The organism is Nocardia aurantia, from assembly GCF_009604425.1.
GTDB classification, from domain to species: domain Bacteria; phylum Actinomycetota; class Actinomycetes; order Mycobacteriales; family Mycobacteriaceae; genus Nocardia; species Nocardia aurantia.
The window spans coordinates 360,517-378,836 of sequence record NZ_WEGI01000011.1 but is presented as its reverse complement, the minus strand read 5'-3'; the positions used below and the strand labels follow the sequence as shown (position 1 = coordinate 378,836).

Below are 18,320 nucleotides of genomic sequence, written 5' to 3'. Positions count from 1 at the left end.
GGACCCGAGCGCCGGCGATCGACAGGTGGGCTCTAGGCCCCGGCGGCGGTCCGCAGAACCGGTTCCAGCACAGGCCGTTTCGCGACGGCGTCGTCGCCCGAGGAGATGCCGCGCACCCGGCGCACCAGCCACGGCCAGAGCACGGCCACGAACCAGGCGATTTCGCGATAGGTGGCCCGAATCCGGCTCATCCGCAACGGTTCCGGCAGCGGATCGGCCCAGCTGTGGTCGGCGCCGTCGAGCCCCAGCGCCTCGGCGGCGGCCAGTGCGAAGCGCTCGTGCCCGAGCGGCGTGCCGTGCACCCGATCGGTCGCCCACACCCGCGGGTCGAGCATCGAGCGGGCCGAGAACAGATCTACCAGTCGCAGGTCGTAGCGCTCGGCGCAGAGCCGGATCCGCTCGTTGACCCGATCCACCCGCTCGGCGATGAACCGTGCCGCCGGAATGATCCGCCGCACGTCCGGGAACGTCGTGGTGATCACCGTGATCCCCGCCTCGACCAGGCGGGCGTACATCTTCTCCATCTCGTCGAGCGCCTCGTCCATATCCGAGGTGAGCGCCATGACGTCGTTCATCCCGACGCAGATACCGACCAGATCCGGGTCCATCCCCAGCGCCGTGTCGAGTTGTTCGGCCCGGACCTCGGCGATCCGGCGCGCGCGTACGGCCAGATTCGCGTACAGCACCTCCGGATTGTCCTCGGCCAGTCGGTACGCGAGCCGATCGGCCCAGCCCACCAGCCCGCGCCGGTCGTCCCCGTCCCACAACCCCTCGGTCTGGCTGTCCCCCATCGCAACGAATCGACTGAAAAGCATCCCAGCATTGTGTGCCGATTGCTCATCCGGTGCACAACCACGATCCGAACCAGGGTTGTGCACCGGGAAACGTGCGGTTGAACACATCGCGTGCGGCCGGTGCCGGGCCGGACCCGCCCAGCGGGGCGCGCCTACCCGCCGGACCAGGGCTTTCCCGGTAGATTCGGACGCGATCGACCTGCCTTGCCCCGGTTGCGCACGCATCCGACCCCGCGACGGCGAGAGGAGATCCATGATCGGCACCGTCGGCCGGATCACATCGGCGGCACTGCTCGCGACGGCCCTGCCGGTGCTCGCGGTCACACCCGCACCGGCCGTGGCCGACGGTCCCGAGATCGTCGGCCTGCAGACCGGCGACGACGGCCGCACCATCATGGTGGCCCCCGGCGACGAGATCCACGTCCGGTTCTTCGCCCGCCACAACGAACACGAGACCTGGATCTGGGACGTCCCCACCACCGGCCGGCCGGACGTGCTGTACCAGACCCACAGCACCACCGAATCCAACGGTGACAGCTCCGCGACCTATCTGGTGGTCGGCCAGGGCCTCGGCGACCTGACCGCGCATCGCCGTTGCGGCGCCGAGGAGGGCCACCACTGCCCGCCGGTGACGCTGCCGTGGAAGGTCCTGGTCTTCGTGCGGTGACCGGCCGTCACAACCAGCCGTCGAGTCCGGCCAGAAATCCGTCGAAATCGTCGTTGTGGATGACGTGGCCGGTGTCGGCGACGGTACGGACTTCGAAACCGCGCGTTGCCAATTCGGCCGCCCGGTCCGGCGGGACGGTGAGGCTGGGATCGGCCAGCAACAGCAGCGCCGGGGTTCGCGGTGGCGCGGGGTCGTAGCCCGGGAAGCCGTCCACCACATCCAGAGTCGCGGTGTCCCAGTGCGACAGCGCGTCCAGTTTCAGCTGCCAGACCTCCGGCGCCCAGCGCGGATTCGCCGCCCGCACCTCGTCGAGAGTCCAGTCCTTTTGCGCACGAAAGGCTTTCACTATCGCCTGGTGGCCCGGGAGCCAGGCCGGATCCTCGTACACCACGCGCGCGGGCCGCACCCGGTCGACGATCGTGGCGAGGACGAGCCCGCCCAGCGAATGCCCCAGCGCCAGATCGGGTTCCGCCGGGATCGCCGCCGCCACCGCGTCGGCGACCGCGTCCAGCCGGTAGCCGGACGCCCGGGGGCTGGCGCCGTGACCGGGTAGATCCGGCGCGTAGACGTGGTAGCCGCGATCGGCCAGGGCGGGACCGGCCCGCCACCAGCTGGTCGATTCCGCGGTCAGCCCGTGGATCAGCACGGCGGTCCGGTCGCCGTCACCCCATTCGCGCATGTTCAGGTCCGACATCGGTTCTCCTGGTTCAGGTTCCGTGATCCGCCCATGCGGCGGCCAGCAGCGGCGCCAGCAGCCCCGGGAATCGGGCGTCGAGTTCGTTGCGGCGCAGCGTGATCCAGCGGTGCCGGCCGTCCTGCCGAGTCCTGGTGAGCCCGGCCACCCGCAGCACGCGGAAGTGGTGCGACATACTCGCCGCGGTGATGCCGAATTCGAACGAGACGCAGGGCCGCTCGTCCCCGTCGGCCAGCAGCGCCACGATCCCGAGCCGCACCGGATCGGCCAATGCGTCCAGCACCGTGACCAGGTCGATACCACCGATCGGTGGATGGTCCAGGCCGCGCACCAGGTCAGAATATTCGATTATTAGCCAATCATCTAATCGAGGCACTGAGTGTGCCCGCACCCAGGCGATCGGTCCGCGGACCTGCGCGGCGCGCAGTTGCCGGCGCGGTCTCGACGGCGCCCGGCCCGATCACGACGAGATCGCCCCGGCACTGAAGTAGCGGTAATCCCGTATCGGCTACTCATTGAGCGCCGAAACAGCGGTTAGTCTGTTTGCTGACTATTTGCCCTTCGGACAGGAGTCATCAATGCCGCCGCTCGCCGCCTCACCGGGACCTCGGGTACTGCTCGCGATCGTCGCCGCGGCAACGGCCGGCGCCTGCTCCTCCGGCGGCGGCGACGGCGGTGCCTCCACCACCTCGGCGATCGCCGGGACCGCCGGCGCCACGGACACGAAGACCGGCGCCGCGCCCTCCACCACCTTCAGCGGCGGCCGCCTGTTCGATCCATGCTCGGACCTCGGCGACAAGACGCTGCGCAAGGCCGGCCTGGATCCGAAGACCAAGGGCGTCGACGACACCCAGAGCGACGTCTGGCTGGTATGTCACTGGAAGCCGACGGATTCCGACAAGTACGTGGTGTCGGTGCTGTCCACCACCCGCACGCTCGCGCAGGGCCGCGAGAACGCCACCGTCACCGACTACAAGGACGTGAAGATCGGCCCCCGCTCCGGCTTCACCGCCGTCGCCATCGACCCTGATCACCTGCGCTGCTACGCCGCCATGCCGGCCGCCCAGGGCATGTTCGAGGTGCTGGTGGTGTGGCGGGCCGACGTCAAGGCCGGTGCCGGCGACCTGCCGCCCTGCAAGACCGCGGTCAAGTACGCCACCGCACTGGAGCCCGATCTGCCCAAGTGACAACGGATTCCGCCACACCCGGCCGACGACCTCCGCGGCCACCCGGATCGGCTCGGGTTCCGGCCGAGCCGACCGATGCGCGAATGCGGATGTGACCACAGCCCTTGCCATCCGGACCCGCCGCGGGCGACCATACCCCCATGAGTAAGGTAACCCTAACTACGATTCTCCCGCTGCCCGCCACCACCGCGTGCGCCCTCGCCCGCACCCCCGAACTGTTCGAATACGTGGTCCACCCGTTCCTCACGACGCCGAATCTCCGCTTCCCGCAACACCTCGAACCGGGCGCCGAGCACTCCGCGCGGCTGTGGTGGTTCGGCGCCGTCCCCTCGTGGCGGCACCATCTCCGGCTGATCGAGTTGTCCCCCACCGAGATTCGCACCGAGGAACGAGGTGGTCCGGTCCACACCTGGAACCATCGTCTGACCTTCGAACCCCTCACCGCCACCAGTTGCCGCTACACCGACGAGGTCGAGATCGACGACGGTGTCCGCGGTTTCGGCACCCGGGTGTTCGTGCACCTCATGTTCCGCTGGCGGCATCGCCGGTGGCAGGCGCTGGCCCGGGTCCTGGCCGGCGGGGCACTCGAAATCCGGCCGGTGGCCTGACCGGGATCAGCCCGCCCCGACCTCGCTGCGCACGAAACCGCCGATCGCCCGGACGCTGTCGAGGAACTGCGCGGGGAACACGATGGTGGAGTTGTGCTCGACCGAGATCTCCGACAGCACTTGCAGATTCCGCAGCTGCAACGCGATCGGATGCGCGGCGATCACATCCGCCGCCTCCGCGAGTTTCGCCACCGACAGGGCCTCCCCCTCGGCGGCGATGATCTTCGCCCGCTTCTCCCGCTCCGCCTCGGCCTCCCGGGCCATCGCCCGCTTCAGCGACTCCGGCAGCTCGATGTCCTTGAGCTCCACCATTTCCACGAGCACGCCCCACTTCTCGGTCGTGGCGTCGAGGATCTCCTTGATCCGCTCGTTGAGCTGCTCGGTCTCGGACAGCACATGATCGAGCGTCGTGCGGCCGATCACGTTCCGCACGGTGGTCTGCGCGATCTGATCGATGGCCTGCCGCACATCCTCGATCGCCACCAGCGACAGCGCGGCGTCGACACAACGGTAGTAGGCCACCGCGGCGAGCGCGATCGACACGTTGTCCCGGGTGATCACCTGCTGCGACGCGATCGGCATCGTCACCGTCCGCATGCTCACCTTCTGCATGCGATCGACGAGCGGGAACATGAACCGCAGCCCCGGCTCCCGCACCGATTGGACCTTCCCGAGCCGGAATACGACACCTTTCTCGTATTGCCGCACGATCGCGACGATGTCGTTCGTCATCTCTGGCCGCCCTCTTTCCGCATCCCGAAACGGCACTCGCGGCCCGGCCGGGCCGTGCCGCGGCACAGCGTAATCGGCGGTTTCACCAGCCGCGACCCGAATTCGTGCCGACCGCTCGGCAGCTACGGGGACGGGTCACTCCGGGGCGGAATCCGGCTCCGGCGCAGGTGCTTTCCCGGTGGCCTCGGCAGGCTTCGTGGACCCGGCCGAGCCGGGGGCCTTACCCGGCTCCGCGGACTCGGCGGACTGCGCAGGTGTGGCGGGCCCAGCGAACTTCGCGGTTTCAGCGGACGTCCTGGTTTCAGCGGACGTCGTGGGGTCGGTGGCCTTCGCCGCCTCAGCGGACTCGGCAGGCACGCCGGGGCCGGCAGACGCGACGGACTCTCCGGACGCAGCCAGCCGCCGCGACTGCGCAGCTTCACCGGGTTGGGTAGCTTCGCCGGGTTGGGTAGCTTTCGCCGCCTCACGAACGGAAGTTGTTCCGTCGGAAACCGATTCGGGAGCGTTCGCGCCGGCAGTACTCGGCGCGGCAACTGCCCGATCACCCTTCGCGCCACTTCGCCGCCGCAGCAGTCGCCGCACGCTCCAGACGATTGTGCCGAGTACCAGCAGGAAGACCACCCACGGCAACGCGTTCCCGGTCGCCTTCAATGCTGCCAGCAGCGAATGCCAGCCCGCGACCACGCGATCCCAGTAATTGTCCGGCTGCGACCACGGCGGCTCGTCGGTACTCAAGTCAATGGTCAAGGTGGACAACGATATCTGCTCGTCCAAATTTCGCTTACGCGCGGTGAGACTGTCCAGATCGCCCTGCCGCGAGGATAATGCGTTCTCGGCGGCAATGAGATCCGAGATGTTGGCCGCGCTCGTGACCAGCGCCCGCAACCGGTCCACCGACGCCTGCAACGCCTTGATCCGCGCGTCGAGATCCTGCCACTGCATGGTGACGTCCTCGCGGTTGGTGGTCACGCTCGTGACCCGCCCGTCCGCCTTCAGCCCCGCGAGGAACGAGTCCGTCTTGTCGGACGGTATCCGAACCGTCAGTTCCGCATGGGCTTTCGTCCCGCCGATCCCCGGTTGTTCGGCGCGGCTGTCGATCCGGCCGTCGGCAGCGCGCACCTGGTCCGCGACCTTCGCGGCCGCGCCGATCGGGTCCGCGGTGGTGATGGCGACATTGCCGGTCACGACCTCCTTGCGGTCGGTCACCTTCTCGGTGGCGCCGTCGCCCTGTGCGGGCGCCGGCGCCGCGGGCCCCTGCTCCCGCATCACCGGCGGCGCACCGGGTCCCGGCCCGACACTGTAGGAACGCGCGGAATCACCGGAGTGTGTGGATCCCCCACAACCCGCGAGCAGTCCCACCCCCAGCAAGCCTGCCAGCAGCACAGCGAGCATCCTCATGCACGCAGCGTACTGTGCGCGAGGAATGCGTAGAGGCCGTCTTCGCCACGCCGACCCGGTGGATGCGCCCTATGCCGGCCGATTGCCGGAACGCCCCGCCACGGAGACAGCCGAGGACCGGATGCGCGGCACGACTGCTCGAATCCTCGCGGCCGGAAGCGAATCCGTCCCCGCGGCCGAGATCCCGGAATCGGGCAGTCGCCTTCCGCGGAAAACCCTGCCGCCCAGCCGATCCGTGGCACCATCGAAGCGCCCGCCCGCAGAAAGGCAGTCGAAATTCGAGAGAAGCCCCGGCACAGCGTATCCCGATGCCGGACCCGATAGGCCGTTCGATCGCCCGCGCGATCGAGCACATCGCCGGCCGTCTGGCAGAGGACCTTTCGGCCGCCGGTGACAACCTGGCCACCGGTTACGACCGAGTCCAGCGCATCGTCGGCCGCATGGTCCGGGGTGCCCGCGACGCCGAACGGGACACCGCCGCAATCGAGAACGCGGCCGAGCGGTTGGCCACAGCCCGCTCCGCCCCGCTCACCGCGACCCCGAGACCGGATCCGGAAGCGCTCTACAACGGCGCCCGCCTCTGGCAGTGCGAGCAGATTTTCCCCCGCGCGTTTCGCTCGGACGTCCCCGCCGGCGAAGCCGGATACATCCGCACCGCGGCGCACAGCACCGCCGAAGGCGTGGTCTATCTGACCGACAGCACCGAGATCGCCGACGTCTACGGCACGATCACGAGCTGGACCGACGTCCGCGACGGCCTGCCGCGGTTCCATCCCGCCGGAATGGTGCTGGGCATCGACAAGAGCCGAGTCACCGCGGAATGGATGGCCGCAGAGGAACATTCGGCGAGAACCCTCGTCGAGGGCGTCAGCGACCGCGTGCTGACGACCACCGGCCGCATCGACACGTCCGCCGTGACCAGCGCGCGTTTCGTCCTCTACCGCGACATCGTCGACAACCCCCAATTGACCATGGTGGCCGACGGATTCCCCGGCTTCGAGGGCCTGACCCAAGCCCAGCTGCACGATCCCGCACTCATCGCCGAACGCCTCGAGGCGGTCGCCGATGCCGTGCGAAGGCAGTATCCGGACATCGACGTATCCGTCGGCACGAGCGGCCTCCCCCGCGACGAGGCGGTCAGATTGTTCGAGGCCACCTGACCGGTCAGCCGGTGGGCGTCTGCTCGGCGAGGATGGCCGTCGCCCGGTCGAGGAATTCGCAGAACCGCTCGTGCTCCTCCGGGGTGAATCGCTCGGTGAGAGCCCGTTCGAGCACGATGACCTCGCGATACGCCCGATCGAGCAGCTCGCGACCCGCCGGGGTGAGCGCGGTGATGAGGACCTTGGCGTGCACCGGCGAAGGCGTGCGGTCGACCAGTCCCTTGTTCTGCATCCCGGTCAGCACGGTCGCCATGCTCTGCTGGGTGACGCCGGTCGCGCGCGCCAGCTGAGCGCCGGACATGGCGTCCTCGCGGGAGAGCGTCAGCAGCACCGTGTATTGGGTCATGGTCAGCCCGTAACCGCGCAGGACCGCCTCGTGATGCCCCATCAGCGCCTGCTCGGCGCGGCGGATGCGGGTGCAGACGTATTCCTCGACAGGCACGTCGACCATGTAACAACTCCCTGAGTTGACTCAACCATCTGAGACTGGTTAGGTTCCTGATTATCAGGATACTGAGTCAACCCAGAAAGTTGTATGTGATGAAGGCTGCTGTGCTGGACACCGACGACACATTCCGGATCTCGGAGATCGCCGAGCCCGAACCCGGTCCCGGCGAGGTGGCGATCCGCGTCGCCTACGCCGGAGTGCAGTACGGCGACGTACTGGTACGCGCCGGCCACTTCCCGATCCCCCGCCCGTTCGTGCCCGGCTTCGAGGCCGCCGGCGAGATCGTCGCGGTGGGCGCGGACGTTGCCGGGAACCGGATCGGCGAACAGGTCGTCGCCCTGGTCGGCGGCGGCGCCTACGCGGAGATCGTGACCGCACCCGCCGCGCTGGCGATCCGCGCCGCCGGCGTGAACCCGCGCACCGCAGCGGGATTCGGCTGGGTGACACCGACCGCCTACGACCTGATCACGACGGTCACCGCCGTCCACCCCGGCGACCGCGTGCTCATCCACGCCGCCGCCGGCGGCGTCGGATCATCGGCCGGACAGTTCGCGGCCGCCGCGGGCGCGGCACGAATCGTCGGGATCGTCGGCAACAGCGGCCAACTCGACTACGCGCGCCGATTCGGGTACCACGAGGTGCTGACCCGGGAACAGTTCCCGGATGCGTTGCGCGCGGACACCTTCGACGTGATCCTCGACCCGATCGGCGGACCGACCCGCCTCGCGAACCTGGACCGCCTGGCTCCCCACGGCCGAATCGCGGTCTACGGCAACATTGCCACGTTCGACCCGGTGCAGGTGTCCGTCAACGATCTACTGGCACAGGGTAAATCACTGCTGACCTACAACAGCAACCTGGCCGCGCAGACCCACCCGCAGCGACTCGCGGAGAGCGCGGCGCGCGCCATGGCACTGGTCGCCGACGGATCGGTGCGCATCGACATCACCGCCGAATACACCCTCGCCGACGTGGAAACCGCGATCGCGAATCTGGCCGACGGTGTGACACAGGGTAAGAGCATCGTCCGCATCGGATGAGTCCCGCTCGGTGATCCGGGGGACCCGCACCGCGCGCACTTTGCTCGTCGACGTCGTCGATATCGTCATCGGAAATGTTCCAGATATCTGCATGCTCGGCGACGACCCGAAGCGTCGCCTTCGCCCGCCCACCGATGAGAATCGACGGATACGGCCGTTGCACGGGTTTCGGATTATCGAATGCCGGAAGTCCTTCCACGACTACACTCGCCTTACCGAAACGGACGAACAACCCATCCTGAACCAACGGGTCGCGACCGATTCCGACGATAACCGAGAGGTCGGTAGCATTCGACCCGCGATCTGCGAAAATAGCACCCGCACAGCGACTCCCGAGCGATACTGATATCGCTCGGGGAGTTCGCGATCACCTTCCGCGAACAGTTTCAAGGAGACCAGAGAGTCCGGACGGAGGGCCACCATGGCCACCTACATCATCTCTTCGCACGGCGAGGCGAATTTCGATCGCGAGACGATCGTGCCGGCCAATGTCAGCGTCAATTTCTACACGCCCTTCGGGAAATGCCTGTCGAACCAGGAAGGGTTCCTCCTGCAGAGCGCGATCGTCAACCCGAATCATCTGAACGCCAACGCGATCATCCAGAAATATCCCGCCAAGGCGCTCTGGAACGGACCGGTTCAGAAGGCACCCGAATTGTCGCTGACCGCCGACTGGAACGGCGACTTCAAGTCGGGAATCGTGCACGCCGAACAGAATCGGATCCTCGAGGTCATCGGAAGGAACAAGCTGCTCACGCTGACCGGAGCGCTGATCACCATCGCCAAGGACGCGGCGGCCCTCAATCAGCCGGCGGTGGTCCACTGCCTGTTCTGCCTGGCCTGACGGCAGATCGGCGCGGCGGGGCCGTACCCCGCCGCGCCGCATCGATGCGGTTCGATCGACCACCCTTCCGCCCGACACCCCACTGTCGAACCGAGGTGCCCACTCATCCCGATCACCGCGACCCATCATCGGCAGTCGCAAACGGTTTCGATTCGACACGCCGAAAGCACTGGTAGAGCGATCTTTTCGCTAGCGTGTCCGATTCGCGATCCCATAGAATTAGCTCATGTGTTCGAGCCTGGAAGCTGTCGCCGACCCCGCCGCGGAAGCCAACATCCGCGCCTTGGAGGACGCCGCCGCCCAGGTATCGACCCTCACGACCGGGCTGTGGTCAAACCGGGACCGCCTGACTCTGATCCGACGGGTGGAGGCAGTAGTACGGATGCTCCCCGCCGCCAGCCTGGAGTGGACCGCGCAGATGCGCGAGCAGTGGTCGAATGCGGAGTTCCCGGCCAACAACCTGGTGGACACCCTCGCCGACACACTGCGTATCACCCCCGCCGAAGCCCGAGCCCGCTGGCGAGCCGCCGAAGATCTGGCGCCCCGCATCGGAATGACCGGCGAGAGCCTTCAGCCGCTGCTGCCGGAGACCGCCACCGCCTACCGCGAAGGTGCACTGGCCCCAGCGCACGTCACCATCATCCGGGATGCGATGCGCCGATTACCGGCGGTGGTCGATGCCACGGAACGCGCAGAAGCCGAAGCCATGCTGGCGGGCCTCGCTCGAGAGATGCGGCCCGACTATCTGCGCAAGGTCACCGATCAGCTCGATACGATAGTGAACCCGGACGGCACGTTCACGGATTCGGATCGAGCGCGCCGACGAACCTTCACAATGGGCCGCCAGGGCCCGGACCTGATGACCAAGTGCACGATGGTCGTCGACCCGGAAACCCGCGCCCTGCTCGAGGCGATCTTCGCCAAGTGGGCCAAGCCCGGCGTCCTGAACCCCGACGACGCGACCCCGGTCGCCAACGATGAACCGGATGAGGCTGCGGTACAACGAGATTCGCGTAGCGCCGGGCAGCGTCAGCACGACGCGGTCAAAGCAGCCTTGCGAAACTGCGTCGCCTCCGGCGAGCTCGGTCAGCATCGCGGTTTACCGACAACGGTGATCGTGTCGATGAGCCTGCAAGAGCTGGAGGACGCCGTCGCCCAGGTCGCGCCCGGAGCCCGGATCGACACCGGTCGCGGAACAGGCACAGTCTCCGGTCCGCCGGTAATCACCGGCGGCGGCGCGCTGATCTCCATCGGCGACGCCTTACGCCTGGCATCACACGCGCACCACTACCTCGCCCTGTTCGACCACCACGACGGCCGCCCCCTCTACCTCGGCCGTAGCAAGCGCATCGCCACCGCCGACCAGCGAATAGTGTTGCACGCCCGCGACATCGGCTGCACCTTCCCCGGCTGCACCAAACCCGGGTTCCTCTGCCAGGTACACCATCGGACCGAGTGGGCGGCTGGTGGCACGACCGATGCCGACCAGTTGACCTTCGTGTGCGAACCCCACCACCAACAGGCGGGCACCGACTCAACCACATGGCAAGCCGACCCCGTCGCGCCCGGGCAACCGAATGCCGGTCGCACACAATGGATCCCGCCGGTCCACATCGATCCGGCCCGGCGTCCGCGGGTCAATAGGTACCACCACCCTGGTGAATACTTTGCGCCTACCAGCGAACCGGCCTCCCGAAAACACGTCTGAACGGCCTCGCTCACCGCCCCGTCCCCGACGGGCCGGGCAGTGGGGCGTGCCCACAATTTGTGTGCTATCACTCGACCTGAAATCGAGCACTCATACTATTTTGCATCGATTGCCAGAGCAGCAGCGACGAGGTTTTCGAAAGCGTCGGCCAGTTTCCCCATCTCCACATTGAGATTATCAGCACCCAGATCGATCCGGTAATCGGCCACCAGAATCTCGCCGACAGTTCCGAGTAAGTACAATCCGGCGTGGTCGATATGTGATGCAGGCCTGATTGTCATAGCGACTGGGCTGACATATTTTGTGGCGTATACAATGACTTGCTCCAAATCGGACCGCGAGATATATTCGGTTACTGGCTTATATTTCATGTCAGCAACTATGGGTTTCCATCCATCCGGCAGTCCGACGACGATATCCGGTGTCGTTTTAGGCTTTTTCTCAGTCGTAGTAACCATTCGATACGGCTTCTCCAGCACATCCATCCAGTTTGCACTATCGGAATAAAGTGACATGCTTACACTACGAGAATTCCCGTCCAGGATCGAGATTCGATTGCGAGCTGGTGTAGGGCCTTCGCGAATCCGGCTGGCGAATATCGTGGCCAGACTTACTCGAACGAACTGCTCGAACAGTTTCTCCATCTCTATGACGATCGACGGGATTCTGAGATTTTCCCGGTCCGGCAGATCTGCCAGATCGAACCCTAGCTCGTCCAGTACTGCGACAGATAGATCAAGAGCTTCTCGATAATAGGTTCGAGATTCGGGAATGCGGATATGGGCAGTTCTGGCGAGTTCCCTAAATTGGACTGTACTACGTTTCGGAATCGTTACACCCTGGAAGAGATGTATCGCATTCGTAAGCCGCGCCGACCTTCTGCGCTCGTCCGGAGTGCGGCCCGCGCCCTGTTTCTTTTTTGTTGCAATCGAGCCGGACTGAAACTTACCGAGTTGAACAAGCGCGCTCTTGATGACTTTGTTTGGGAGATTATCGATCGACCGTTCATACCAACTAAATTGCGCTACATGACCAGAACCTCGAGCGACGTGCCGAGAGAGTGTCGCGCCGATATCGATTCGCCCGTGCGGAAAAGACGACTCGGCATCCTTTCTTTCGTATGCACGAATTAGCCCCTTTTGTCGGATAGGATCAATTGCAGCCAGAAGTGCGTCGATCATCACCTCACGCATCCATACTTCACTTTTGTCCGACGCCGGATATTCACGCAAAATATCTAAAGCGATCTTCGACCCTCCGGTGACCGTTACCATATGAGTAAGATTGGCTATAGGAAATCTGGGCTCCACCTTCAGGTAACGATCATGTGTTACAGGGTAGATACCCACGAAAGCTTGTGGCTGCAAGCGTAGAGTGTTGTCTTTAAAATCTACCTTGACATATCTCTTTGCTGCCTCCGGTAGAAGTTGCAAATTACCAATGGGGTCTATAAAGTCTTCCACTGCCACTTCTGGATATCCATACTCAACAGCGGGTATTAGATTTTTCGAAGGTACCGCCCGACCGCCCACGTAGGTCATGGCCGTCAGCTTCCGGATTCTTCTGAACCAGACGACCTAAAAATTCGACGCCATCGACTCTCAGCTTCTTCTCGATGTTCCGGATCGAATTTAAATACGCGCCTGATGTGATGTTCGAGTTGGTAGTCCCAAAGTTCTTGCAAAGATTCCAGATCCTCGACATGAAAGAAGAATCCATGCCCGATTTCTGCCTCGGGTACGTCTCTCGCCATTTCATTGACTCTGGAGACCCATCGGACCACATCGCGTACGACCGAATCAGCAAGAATTCCGGAGGACAGTTTCCTTTCGAGCGCTTCGCGATCATATCCGATCTTCATCTGGGCAAAACGACGATCGAATGCAATATCGAGCATCTCGGCGCCCAGATCGACCGGATTCATCGTGGCGATCAGCAACATATTCGAGGGTACAGAAAACTCGTCACCAGACGGAAGCAGGAAGGTGAGACCGCGTTTTGCGCGGTCGATATATGTGAAGGCCTCTCCAAAAACCCTGGCAGTATCTGCTCGGTTGATCTCGTCGATAACCATCACATACGCTTGGGACGGATACTTCCGCGCTTCTGTAGCGATCTGCTTGAACAACCCCGGCCGGTATCCGAATCCACCCTTTTCGAGCGACGGGCGATAGCCTTCCATAAAGTCTTCGAACTGATAGGAAGGATGAAACTGAACATAGGCTTGACGCGATCGATCGTTGTCTGTCAGAAAATCGGCGGCCTGAGACGCGAACCATGACTTTCCAGAGCCTGTCGGCCCCGTAAGAATCAGGCCGCCGTAGCGCCGAAGCAGCGAAACAATCGTCACGAGCCGCGAGTCTTCGGCTTTGTCCAGATCGATCGATTCATGCCATTGCATCGCAGATCCCCACTTGTCCCTGCTTTTGGACGCTATTTCCTCGGACGCAATTTCGGAGTTCTCGACCCATTTACGCCAGGCCGCCGGGCAACCGTCCGACAGTGTCGATTTGCCGGCGATCAAAGCATCGATCCATTGCCTAGATACGTGCGGTGTGTCCAAAATCGTGAATCTCGCTCGATAATTTCGTACGATCCCCCTTTTCCCCTCGATCACAATCTCAACGAGATCCCCTAGCTCGGGTCCATTGGGTGCCCCGGGCACAGCGAGGCCCCTGAATCTCACAATCGGCCCTTTGTCGCTGACTCGTTCGAAATAAAAGAACGGGGGAACTCCAGCACGGTCCGAAACATTACCGGCAGCTGCTGCGAAGGAATTTTTGAAAATAAGATTCCCGTAGAGATTGGTATCCAGCAGATCACGCGCAGGATCACGATTATCGCCGAAATATGTCAGAGTTCCGGTCCGCTCATCCAAAAAATCCGGCCAGTCGGGTTCATTGCGTGTGGAGTACAACGCAACCAACCTGGCGATACCTCTCGAAAGTTGTCCTCGTCCTCGGATCCCTCCTTGAACACCGACGCGCAGCATCCGACTCAGAGGGTCGACACTACGACCTGGAGTAATACTGCCGTACAGCTGCCCCACATGTAGGTCGGTTGTCGCAAGATCCTCAACGGGTACAGCGTCCTTGTCCTCTGGCATTCGAGAATCCTATACGGCATCCAGCAGATTCGAATATTCATTTTTCGGAATCTCGGATGGTCTTCCCATCCTCGAGGCGGACCAGGCTGGTCGACTGAGAGCGACGCATGTAGATCGGCAAAATAAAAGACTCGCCGAGGCTCGTAGCCTCAGCGAGTCTTTTGTTGCACGTCGGTCCGGGTTCGATGCCGGAACGACGAAACCCCTACACGGTCTCGGTGATCGGCCGGTCCACCCAGCTCATCAGCCCCCGCAGCTTGGCGCCGGTGACCTCGATCGGGTGCTCCGCGTTCTTCTTCCGCAACCCCTCCAGCTCCTTGTTGCCGCCCTCGACGTTGGCGACCAGGTGCTTGACGAAGGTGCCGTCCTGGATGTCGCGGAGGATATCCTTCATGCGCTCCTTGGTGCCGGCGTCGATGACGCGCGGGCCCGACAGGTAGCCGCCGAATTCGGCGGTGTCGGAGACCGAGTAGTTCATGCGGGCGATGCCACCCTCGTACATGAGGTCGACGATCAGCTTCAGTTCGTGCAGGACCTCGAAGTAGGCCATCTCGGGGGCGTAGCCGGCCTCGACCATGACCTCGAAACCGGTCTTCACCAGTTCCTCGGTGCCGCCGCACAATACGGCCTGCTCGCCGAACAGGTCGGTCTCGGTCTCTTCCTTGAAGGTGGTCTTGATGACGCCGGCGCGGGTGCCGCCGATACCCTTCGCGTAGGACAGGGCCAGGGCCTGGCCCTCGCCCTTCGGGTCCTGGTCGACGGCGATCAGGGCGGGGACGCCCTTGCCGTCGACGAACTGGCGGCGGACCAGGTGGCCCGGGCCCTTCGGGGCGACCATGGCGACCGTGACGTTGGCCGGCGCCTTGATCAGGCCGAAGTGGATGTTCAGGCCGTGGCCGAAGAACAGGGCGTCGCCGTCCTTCAGGTTGGGCTCGACATCGTTGCGGAAGATCTCGGCCTGCGCGGTGTCGGGGGCCAGCAGCATGATGACGTCGGCCCATTCGGCGACGGCCGCGGGGGTGTCGACGGTGAGGCCGGCTTCCTCGGCCTTCGGGCGGGACTTCGAGCCTTCCTTGAGGCCGATGCGGACCTCGACACCCGAGTCGCGCAGGCTCAGCGAGTGCGCGTGACCCTGGGAGCCGTAGCCGATGACGGCAACCTTGCGGCCCTGGATGATCGACAGGTCGGCATCGTCGTCGTAGAACATCTCGACTGCCACTTTGTGTACGTCCTCTCTAGACAAGTTTCACTTTTGTTCGGATCGAACCCCACGCCGCGGGCGGGTGCCGCCGTCGATCCGGGTAACTCTAACGGGTTGCGGTGATGGACTTGGGGCCGCGTCCCACGGCCACCACGCCGGACTGCACGATCTCGCGGATGCCGTACGGTTCCAGCATGCGCAGCAGCGCGTCGAGTTTGGACCGGGTTCCGGTCGCCTCGACGGTGAGGGCGTCCGGCGACACGTCGATCACCTTCGCCCGGAACAGGCCGACCGCCTCGATGACCTGGGTCCGGACGCTGGCGTCGGCGCGGACCTTCACCAGGATCAGTTCGCGGGCCACCGAGTTGTCGGCGTCCTGTTCCACGATCTTGATCACGTTGACCAGCTTGTTGAGCTGTTTGGTGACCTGTTCCAGCGGCAGGTCCTCGACCGTCACGACGATCGTCATGCGGGAGATCTCGGGGACCTCGGTGGCGCCGACCGCGAGCGACTCGATGTTGAAGCCGCGGCGGGAGAACAGGCTCGCGACACGCGCGAGCACACCGGGCTTGTCCTCCACGAGCACGCTCAGGGTGTGGGTGGTGCTCATTCGTTCTCGCCCTTCTGCGAAGCGCGTTCGTGCGCGGCCAGGGTGGCCTTCTCGTGGGACATCGCCTCGTGGATCACGGCCGGCTCCGACGCCTGCTCGTCGTCGTCGAACAGCGGGCGGATGCCGCGGGCAGCCATGATCTCGTCGTTCGAGGTGCCGGCGGCGACCATCGGCCACACCTGGGCGTCCTTGCCGACGATGAAGTCGATCACGACGGGACGGTCGTTGATGGACTGCGCCTCGCGGATCGCGGCCTCGACGTCCTCCTCCTTCTCGACTCGGATGCCGTGGCAGCCGAGGGCTTCCGCGAGCTTCACGAAGTCGGGGATGCGGAGGGTGTGGGTGCCGAGATCGGTGTTGGAGTACCGCTGCTCGTAGAACAGGGTCTGCCATTGCCGGACCATGCCGAGGTTGCCGTTGTTGATCAGGGCGACCTTGATCGGGACGCCCTCGACGGCGCAGGTGGCCAGTTCCTGGTTGGTCATCTGGAAGCAGCCGTCGCCGTCGATGGCCCACACCTCGCGGTCGGGGGCGCCCATCTTCGCGCCCATCGCGGCGGGCACGGCGTAGCCCATGGTGCCGAGACCACCGGAATTCAGCCAGGTGCGGGGCTTCTCGTACTTGACGAACTGGGCGGCCCACATCTGATGCTGGCCGACGCCGGCGCAGTAGATCGCGTCCGGTCCGGCCATTTCGCCGAGCTTCTCGATGACGTATTCCGGGGACAGCGAGCCGTCGCTGGGGGCGGTCCAGCCCAGCGGGTAGCGGTCGCGCACGCCGCCGAGGTAGGACCACCATTCGGTCAGGTCCAGCAGGGCGGGAGCGGAGCCTGCGGAGCGACCCGAAGACACAGCGCCGGCGGCGGCCGGATCGGACTTCAGGGTTTCGATCAGTTCGCTGATCACCTCGCGGCAGTCGCCCACGATCGGGACGTCGGCGTGGCGGTTCTTGCCGATCTCGGCGGGGTCGATGTCGGCGTGGATCACCTTGGCGTTCGGGGCGAACGAATCCAGCTGGCCCGTCACGCGGTCGTCGAAACGGGCGCCGAGGGTGATCAGCAGGTCCGACTTCTGAAGGGCCGCAACGGCTCCCACGGTCCCGTGCATTCCGGGCATACCCATGTTGAGGGTATGGCTGTCGGGGAAGGCGCCGCGGGCCATCAGGGTGGTGACGACCGGGATGCCGGTCAGTTCGGCCAGCTCCAGCAACTCGGGGGCGGCCTCGGCCTTGATGACGCCACCGCCGACGTACAGGACCGGCGATTTCGCGTCGAGGATCAACCGGGCGGCCTCGCGCACCTGCTTGCCGTGCGGCTTGGTCACCGGACGGTAGCCGGGCAGTCGCAGTTCCGGCGGCCAGGTGAAGGTGGTCTGGGCCTGCAGGACGTCCTTGGGGATGTCGACCAGGACCGCGCCCGGGCGGCCGGTGGCGGCCAGATAGAAGGCCTCGGCGATCATCCGCGGGATGTCGAGCGGGTCCTTGACCAGGAAGTTGTGCTTGGTCACCGGCATGGTGATGCCGGAGATGTCGGCCTCCTGGAAGGCATCGGTGCCGATCAGGCTGCGGCCGACCTGGCCGGTGATGGCGACCAGCGGCACCGAATCCATCTGAGCGTCGGCGATCGGGGTGACCAGATTGGTCGCGCCGGGACCGGATGTGGCCATACACACACCGACGCGGCCGGTTGCCTGCGCGTAGCCGGTGGCGGCGTGGCCGGCGCCCTGCTCGTGCCGGACCAGCACGTGGCGGACCCGGGTGGAATCGAAGAGCGGGTCGTAGACGGGGAGAATCGCACCACCAGGAATGCCGAAGACCGTGTCGACGCCGAGCTCCTCGAGGGATCGGACTACCGACTGCGCGCCGGAGACCCGCTCCGGCGGGACCTGTCGGCGATTTCCGGATGCGGCGGCAGCCGCGGGGGTCGGCTGGGCCGAGGGCGCGGGCCTGCGGGCCGCGGGCCCGGGCCGGGCGGTAGGTGCGCTCACCGTTGTGGTTCCTTACCTGCTTGTTGATCTCGAGTCCACGGAAATGTCCTGAACACAAAAAAGCCCCCGTCAGCCAAGGCTGATCGAGGGTGGCGCGTCGCAGTTACGAGCTGGATGGAATCTAGCTCAGCGCTGGAC

At 65.0% G+C, this 18,320-nt stretch carries 18 protein-coding genes; 7 read left to right on the top strand and 11 right to left on the bottom strand.

Going from position 1 to position 18,320, the window contains the following annotated elements:
- Positions 1-32 precede the first annotated feature (32 nt).
- Positions 33-815 carry an SGNH/GDSL hydrolase family protein gene (locus tag NRB56_RS26095; protein ID WP_227838339.1) on the bottom strand — a complete coding sequence of 261 codons (783 nt, stop codon included), beginning with the start codon at positions 813-815 and terminating at the stop codon, positions 33-35.
- A 232-nt stretch (positions 816-1,047) separates the two neighbouring features.
- On the opposite strand from NRB56_RS26095, the gene NRB56_RS26090 reads away from it, so the two are divergent.
- The gene (locus NRB56_RS26090; RefSeq protein WP_153346603.1) at positions 1,048-1,461 is read left to right on the top strand and encodes a hypothetical protein; all 414 of its coding nucleotides are present in this window, start codon (positions 1,048-1,050) and stop codon (positions 1,459-1,461) included.
- A 7-nt stretch (positions 1,462-1,468) separates the two neighbouring features.
- Here the strand turns inward: NRB56_RS26090 and NRB56_RS26085 are convergent, their stop codons facing one another.
- Complete coding sequence (locus NRB56_RS26085; RefSeq protein WP_153346601.1) at positions 1,469-2,155, bottom strand: alpha/beta fold hydrolase; 687 nt, start codon at positions 2,153-2,155, stop codon at positions 1,469-1,471.
- A gap of 13 nt (positions 2,156-2,168) precedes the next feature.
- Positions 2,169-2,486, bottom strand: a complete 318-nt coding sequence (locus NRB56_RS26080; protein WP_319943538.1) for an ArsR/SmtB family transcription factor — start codon at positions 2,484-2,486, stop codon at positions 2,169-2,171.
- 247 nt (positions 2,487-2,733) lie between these two features.
- Here NRB56_RS26080 and NRB56_RS26075 point away from each other — a divergent pair, with 247 nt between their 5' ends.
- Positions 2,734-3,342: a DUF3558 domain-containing protein gene (locus tag NRB56_RS26075; protein ID WP_153346599.1), complete on the top strand. Its 609-nt coding sequence runs from the start codon at positions 2,734-2,736 to the stop codon at positions 3,340-3,342.
- A 140-nt stretch (positions 3,343-3,482) separates the two neighbouring features.
- On the top strand, positions 3,483-3,950 hold the full coding sequence (locus NRB56_RS26070; protein WP_153346597.1) for a hypothetical protein: 468 nt from the start codon (positions 3,483-3,485) through the stop codon (positions 3,948-3,950).
- A gap of 6 nt (positions 3,951-3,956) precedes the next feature.
- Here NRB56_RS26070 and NRB56_RS26065 read toward each other — a convergent pair whose 3' ends face one another.
- Positions 3,957-4,682, bottom strand: a complete 726-nt coding sequence (locus tag NRB56_RS26065; protein ID WP_153346595.1) for a slipin family protein — start codon at positions 4,680-4,682, stop codon at positions 3,957-3,959.
- A 135-nt stretch (positions 4,683-4,817) separates the two neighbouring features.
- Positions 4,818-6,080, bottom strand: coding sequence for a DUF4349 domain-containing protein (locus NRB56_RS26060; RefSeq protein ID WP_153346593.1), 1,263 nt, complete (start codon positions 6,078-6,080; stop codon positions 4,818-4,820).
- 308 nt (positions 6,081-6,388) lie between these two features.
- On the opposite strand from NRB56_RS26060, the gene NRB56_RS26055 reads away from it, so the two are divergent.
- Complete coding sequence (locus NRB56_RS26055; protein WP_153346591.1) at positions 6,389-7,240, top strand: hypothetical protein; 852 nt, start codon at positions 6,389-6,391, stop codon at positions 7,238-7,240.
- Positions 7,241-7,244: 4 nt separating this feature from the next.
- On the opposite strand, the gene NRB56_RS26050 is transcribed toward NRB56_RS26055, so the two are convergent.
- Positions 7,245-7,691: a MarR family winged helix-turn-helix transcriptional regulator gene (locus NRB56_RS26050; protein ID WP_153346589.1), complete on the bottom strand. Its 447-nt coding sequence runs from the start codon at positions 7,689-7,691 to the stop codon at positions 7,245-7,247.
- An 89-nt stretch (positions 7,692-7,780) separates the two neighbouring features.
- Here NRB56_RS26050 and NRB56_RS26045 point away from each other — a divergent pair, with 89 nt between their 5' ends.
- From NRB56_RS26045 to NRB56_RS26030, 3 genes are all read left to right on the top strand, one after another.
- Positions 7,781-8,728, top strand: a complete 948-nt coding sequence (locus NRB56_RS26045) for a quinone oxidoreductase family protein (protein WP_153346587.1) — start codon at positions 7,781-7,783, stop codon at positions 8,726-8,728.
- A gap of 421 nt (positions 8,729-9,149) precedes the next feature.
- The gene (locus tag NRB56_RS26035; RefSeq protein WP_153346585.1) at positions 9,150-9,572 is read left to right on the top strand and encodes a putative adhesin; all 423 of its coding nucleotides are present in this window, start codon (positions 9,150-9,152) and stop codon (positions 9,570-9,572) included.
- A gap of 226 nt (positions 9,573-9,798) precedes the next feature.
- Positions 9,799-11,280: an HNH endonuclease signature motif containing protein gene (locus tag NRB56_RS26030; RefSeq protein WP_153346583.1), complete on the top strand. Its 1,482-nt coding sequence runs from the start codon at positions 9,799-9,801 to the stop codon at positions 11,278-11,280.
- Between the two features lie 95 nt (positions 11,281-11,375).
- Here the strand turns inward: NRB56_RS26030 and NRB56_RS26025 are convergent, their stop codons facing one another.
- The 5 genes from NRB56_RS26025 to NRB56_RS26005 form a co-directional block, all read right to left on the bottom strand.
- Positions 11,376-12,821, bottom strand: coding sequence for a 5-methylcytosine restriction system specificity protein McrC (locus NRB56_RS26025; protein ID WP_153346581.1), 1,446 nt, complete (start codon positions 12,819-12,821; stop codon positions 11,376-11,378).
- Positions 12,822-12,826: 5 nt separating this feature from the next.
- A complete protein-coding gene (locus tag NRB56_RS26020) occupies positions 12,827-14,386 on the bottom strand; it encodes an McrB family protein (RefSeq protein WP_153346579.1) in 1,560 nt (519 codons plus the stop codon).
- 205 nt (positions 14,387-14,591) lie between these two features.
- Positions 14,592-15,593, bottom strand: coding sequence for a ketol-acid reductoisomerase (gene ilvC / locus NRB56_RS26015; protein ID WP_153346801.1), 1,002 nt, complete (start codon positions 15,591-15,593; stop codon positions 14,592-14,594).
- A 100-nt stretch (positions 15,594-15,693) separates the two neighbouring features.
- The gene (gene ilvN, locus NRB56_RS26010) at positions 15,694-16,197 is read right to left on the bottom strand and encodes an acetolactate synthase small subunit (RefSeq protein WP_153346578.1); all 504 of its coding nucleotides are present in this window, start codon (positions 16,195-16,197) and stop codon (positions 15,694-15,696) included.
- Positions 16,194-18,182, bottom strand: a complete 1,989-nt coding sequence (locus NRB56_RS26005; protein WP_319943537.1) for an acetolactate synthase large subunit — start codon at positions 18,180-18,182, stop codon at positions 16,194-16,196. Before NRB56_RS26005 ends, ilvN begins: the two co-directional genes overlap by 4 nt.
- Positions 18,183-18,320: the final 138 nt, after the last annotated feature.

Coding starts and splice junctions, on each gene's coding strand:
- ilvC (WP_153346801.1), bottom strand. CDS start 15,593: ATGTTCTACGACGACGATGCCGACCTGTCGATCATCCAGGGCCGCAAG.
- NRB56_RS26085 (WP_153346601.1), bottom strand. CDS start 2,155: ATGTCGGACCTGAACATGCGCGAATGGGGTGACGGCGACCGGACCGCC.
- NRB56_RS26045 (WP_153346587.1), top strand. CDS start 7,781: ATGAAGGCTGCTGTGCTGGACACCGACGACACATTCCGGATCTCGGAG.
- NRB56_RS26070 (WP_153346597.1), top strand. CDS start 3,483: ATGAGTAAGGTAACCCTAACTACGATTCTCCCGCTGCCCGCCACCACC.
- NRB56_RS26075 (WP_153346599.1), top strand. CDS start 2,734: ATGCCGCCGCTCGCCGCCTCACCGGGACCTCGGGTACTGCTCGCGATC.
- NRB56_RS26060 (WP_153346593.1), bottom strand. CDS start 6,080: ATGAGGATGCTCGCTGTGCTGCTGGCAGGCTTGCTGGGGGTGGGACTG.
- NRB56_RS26035 (WP_153346585.1), top strand. CDS start 9,150: ATGGCCACCTACATCATCTCTTCGCACGGCGAGGCGAATTTCGATCGC.
- NRB56_RS26095 (WP_227838339.1), bottom strand. CDS start 815: ATGCTTTTCAGTCGATTCGTTGCGATGGGGGACAGCCAGACCGAGGGG.
- NRB56_RS26050 (WP_153346589.1), bottom strand. CDS start 7,691: ATGGTCGACGTGCCTGTCGAGGAATACGTCTGCACCCGCATCCGCCGC.
- NRB56_RS26025 (WP_153346581.1), bottom strand. CDS start 12,821: ATGACCTACGTGGGCGGTCGGGCGGTACCTTCGAAAAATCTAATACCC.
- NRB56_RS26065 (WP_153346595.1), bottom strand. CDS start 4,682: ATGACGAACGACATCGTCGCGATCGTGCGGCAATACGAGAAAGGTGTC.
- NRB56_RS26030 (WP_153346583.1), top strand. CDS start 9,799: ATGTGTTCGAGCCTGGAAGCTGTCGCCGACCCCGCCGCGGAAGCCAAC.
- ilvN (WP_153346578.1), bottom strand. CDS start 16,197: ATGAGCACCACCCACACCCTGAGCGTGCTCGTGGAGGACAAGCCCGGT.
- NRB56_RS26090 (WP_153346603.1), top strand. CDS start 1,048: ATGATCGGCACCGTCGGCCGGATCACATCGGCGGCACTGCTCGCGACG.
- NRB56_RS26055 (WP_153346591.1), top strand. CDS start 6,389: ATGCCGGACCCGATAGGCCGTTCGATCGCCCGCGCGATCGAGCACATC.
- NRB56_RS26020 (WP_153346579.1), bottom strand. CDS start 14,386: ATGCCAGAGGACAAGGACGCTGTACCCGTTGAGGATCTTGCGACAACC.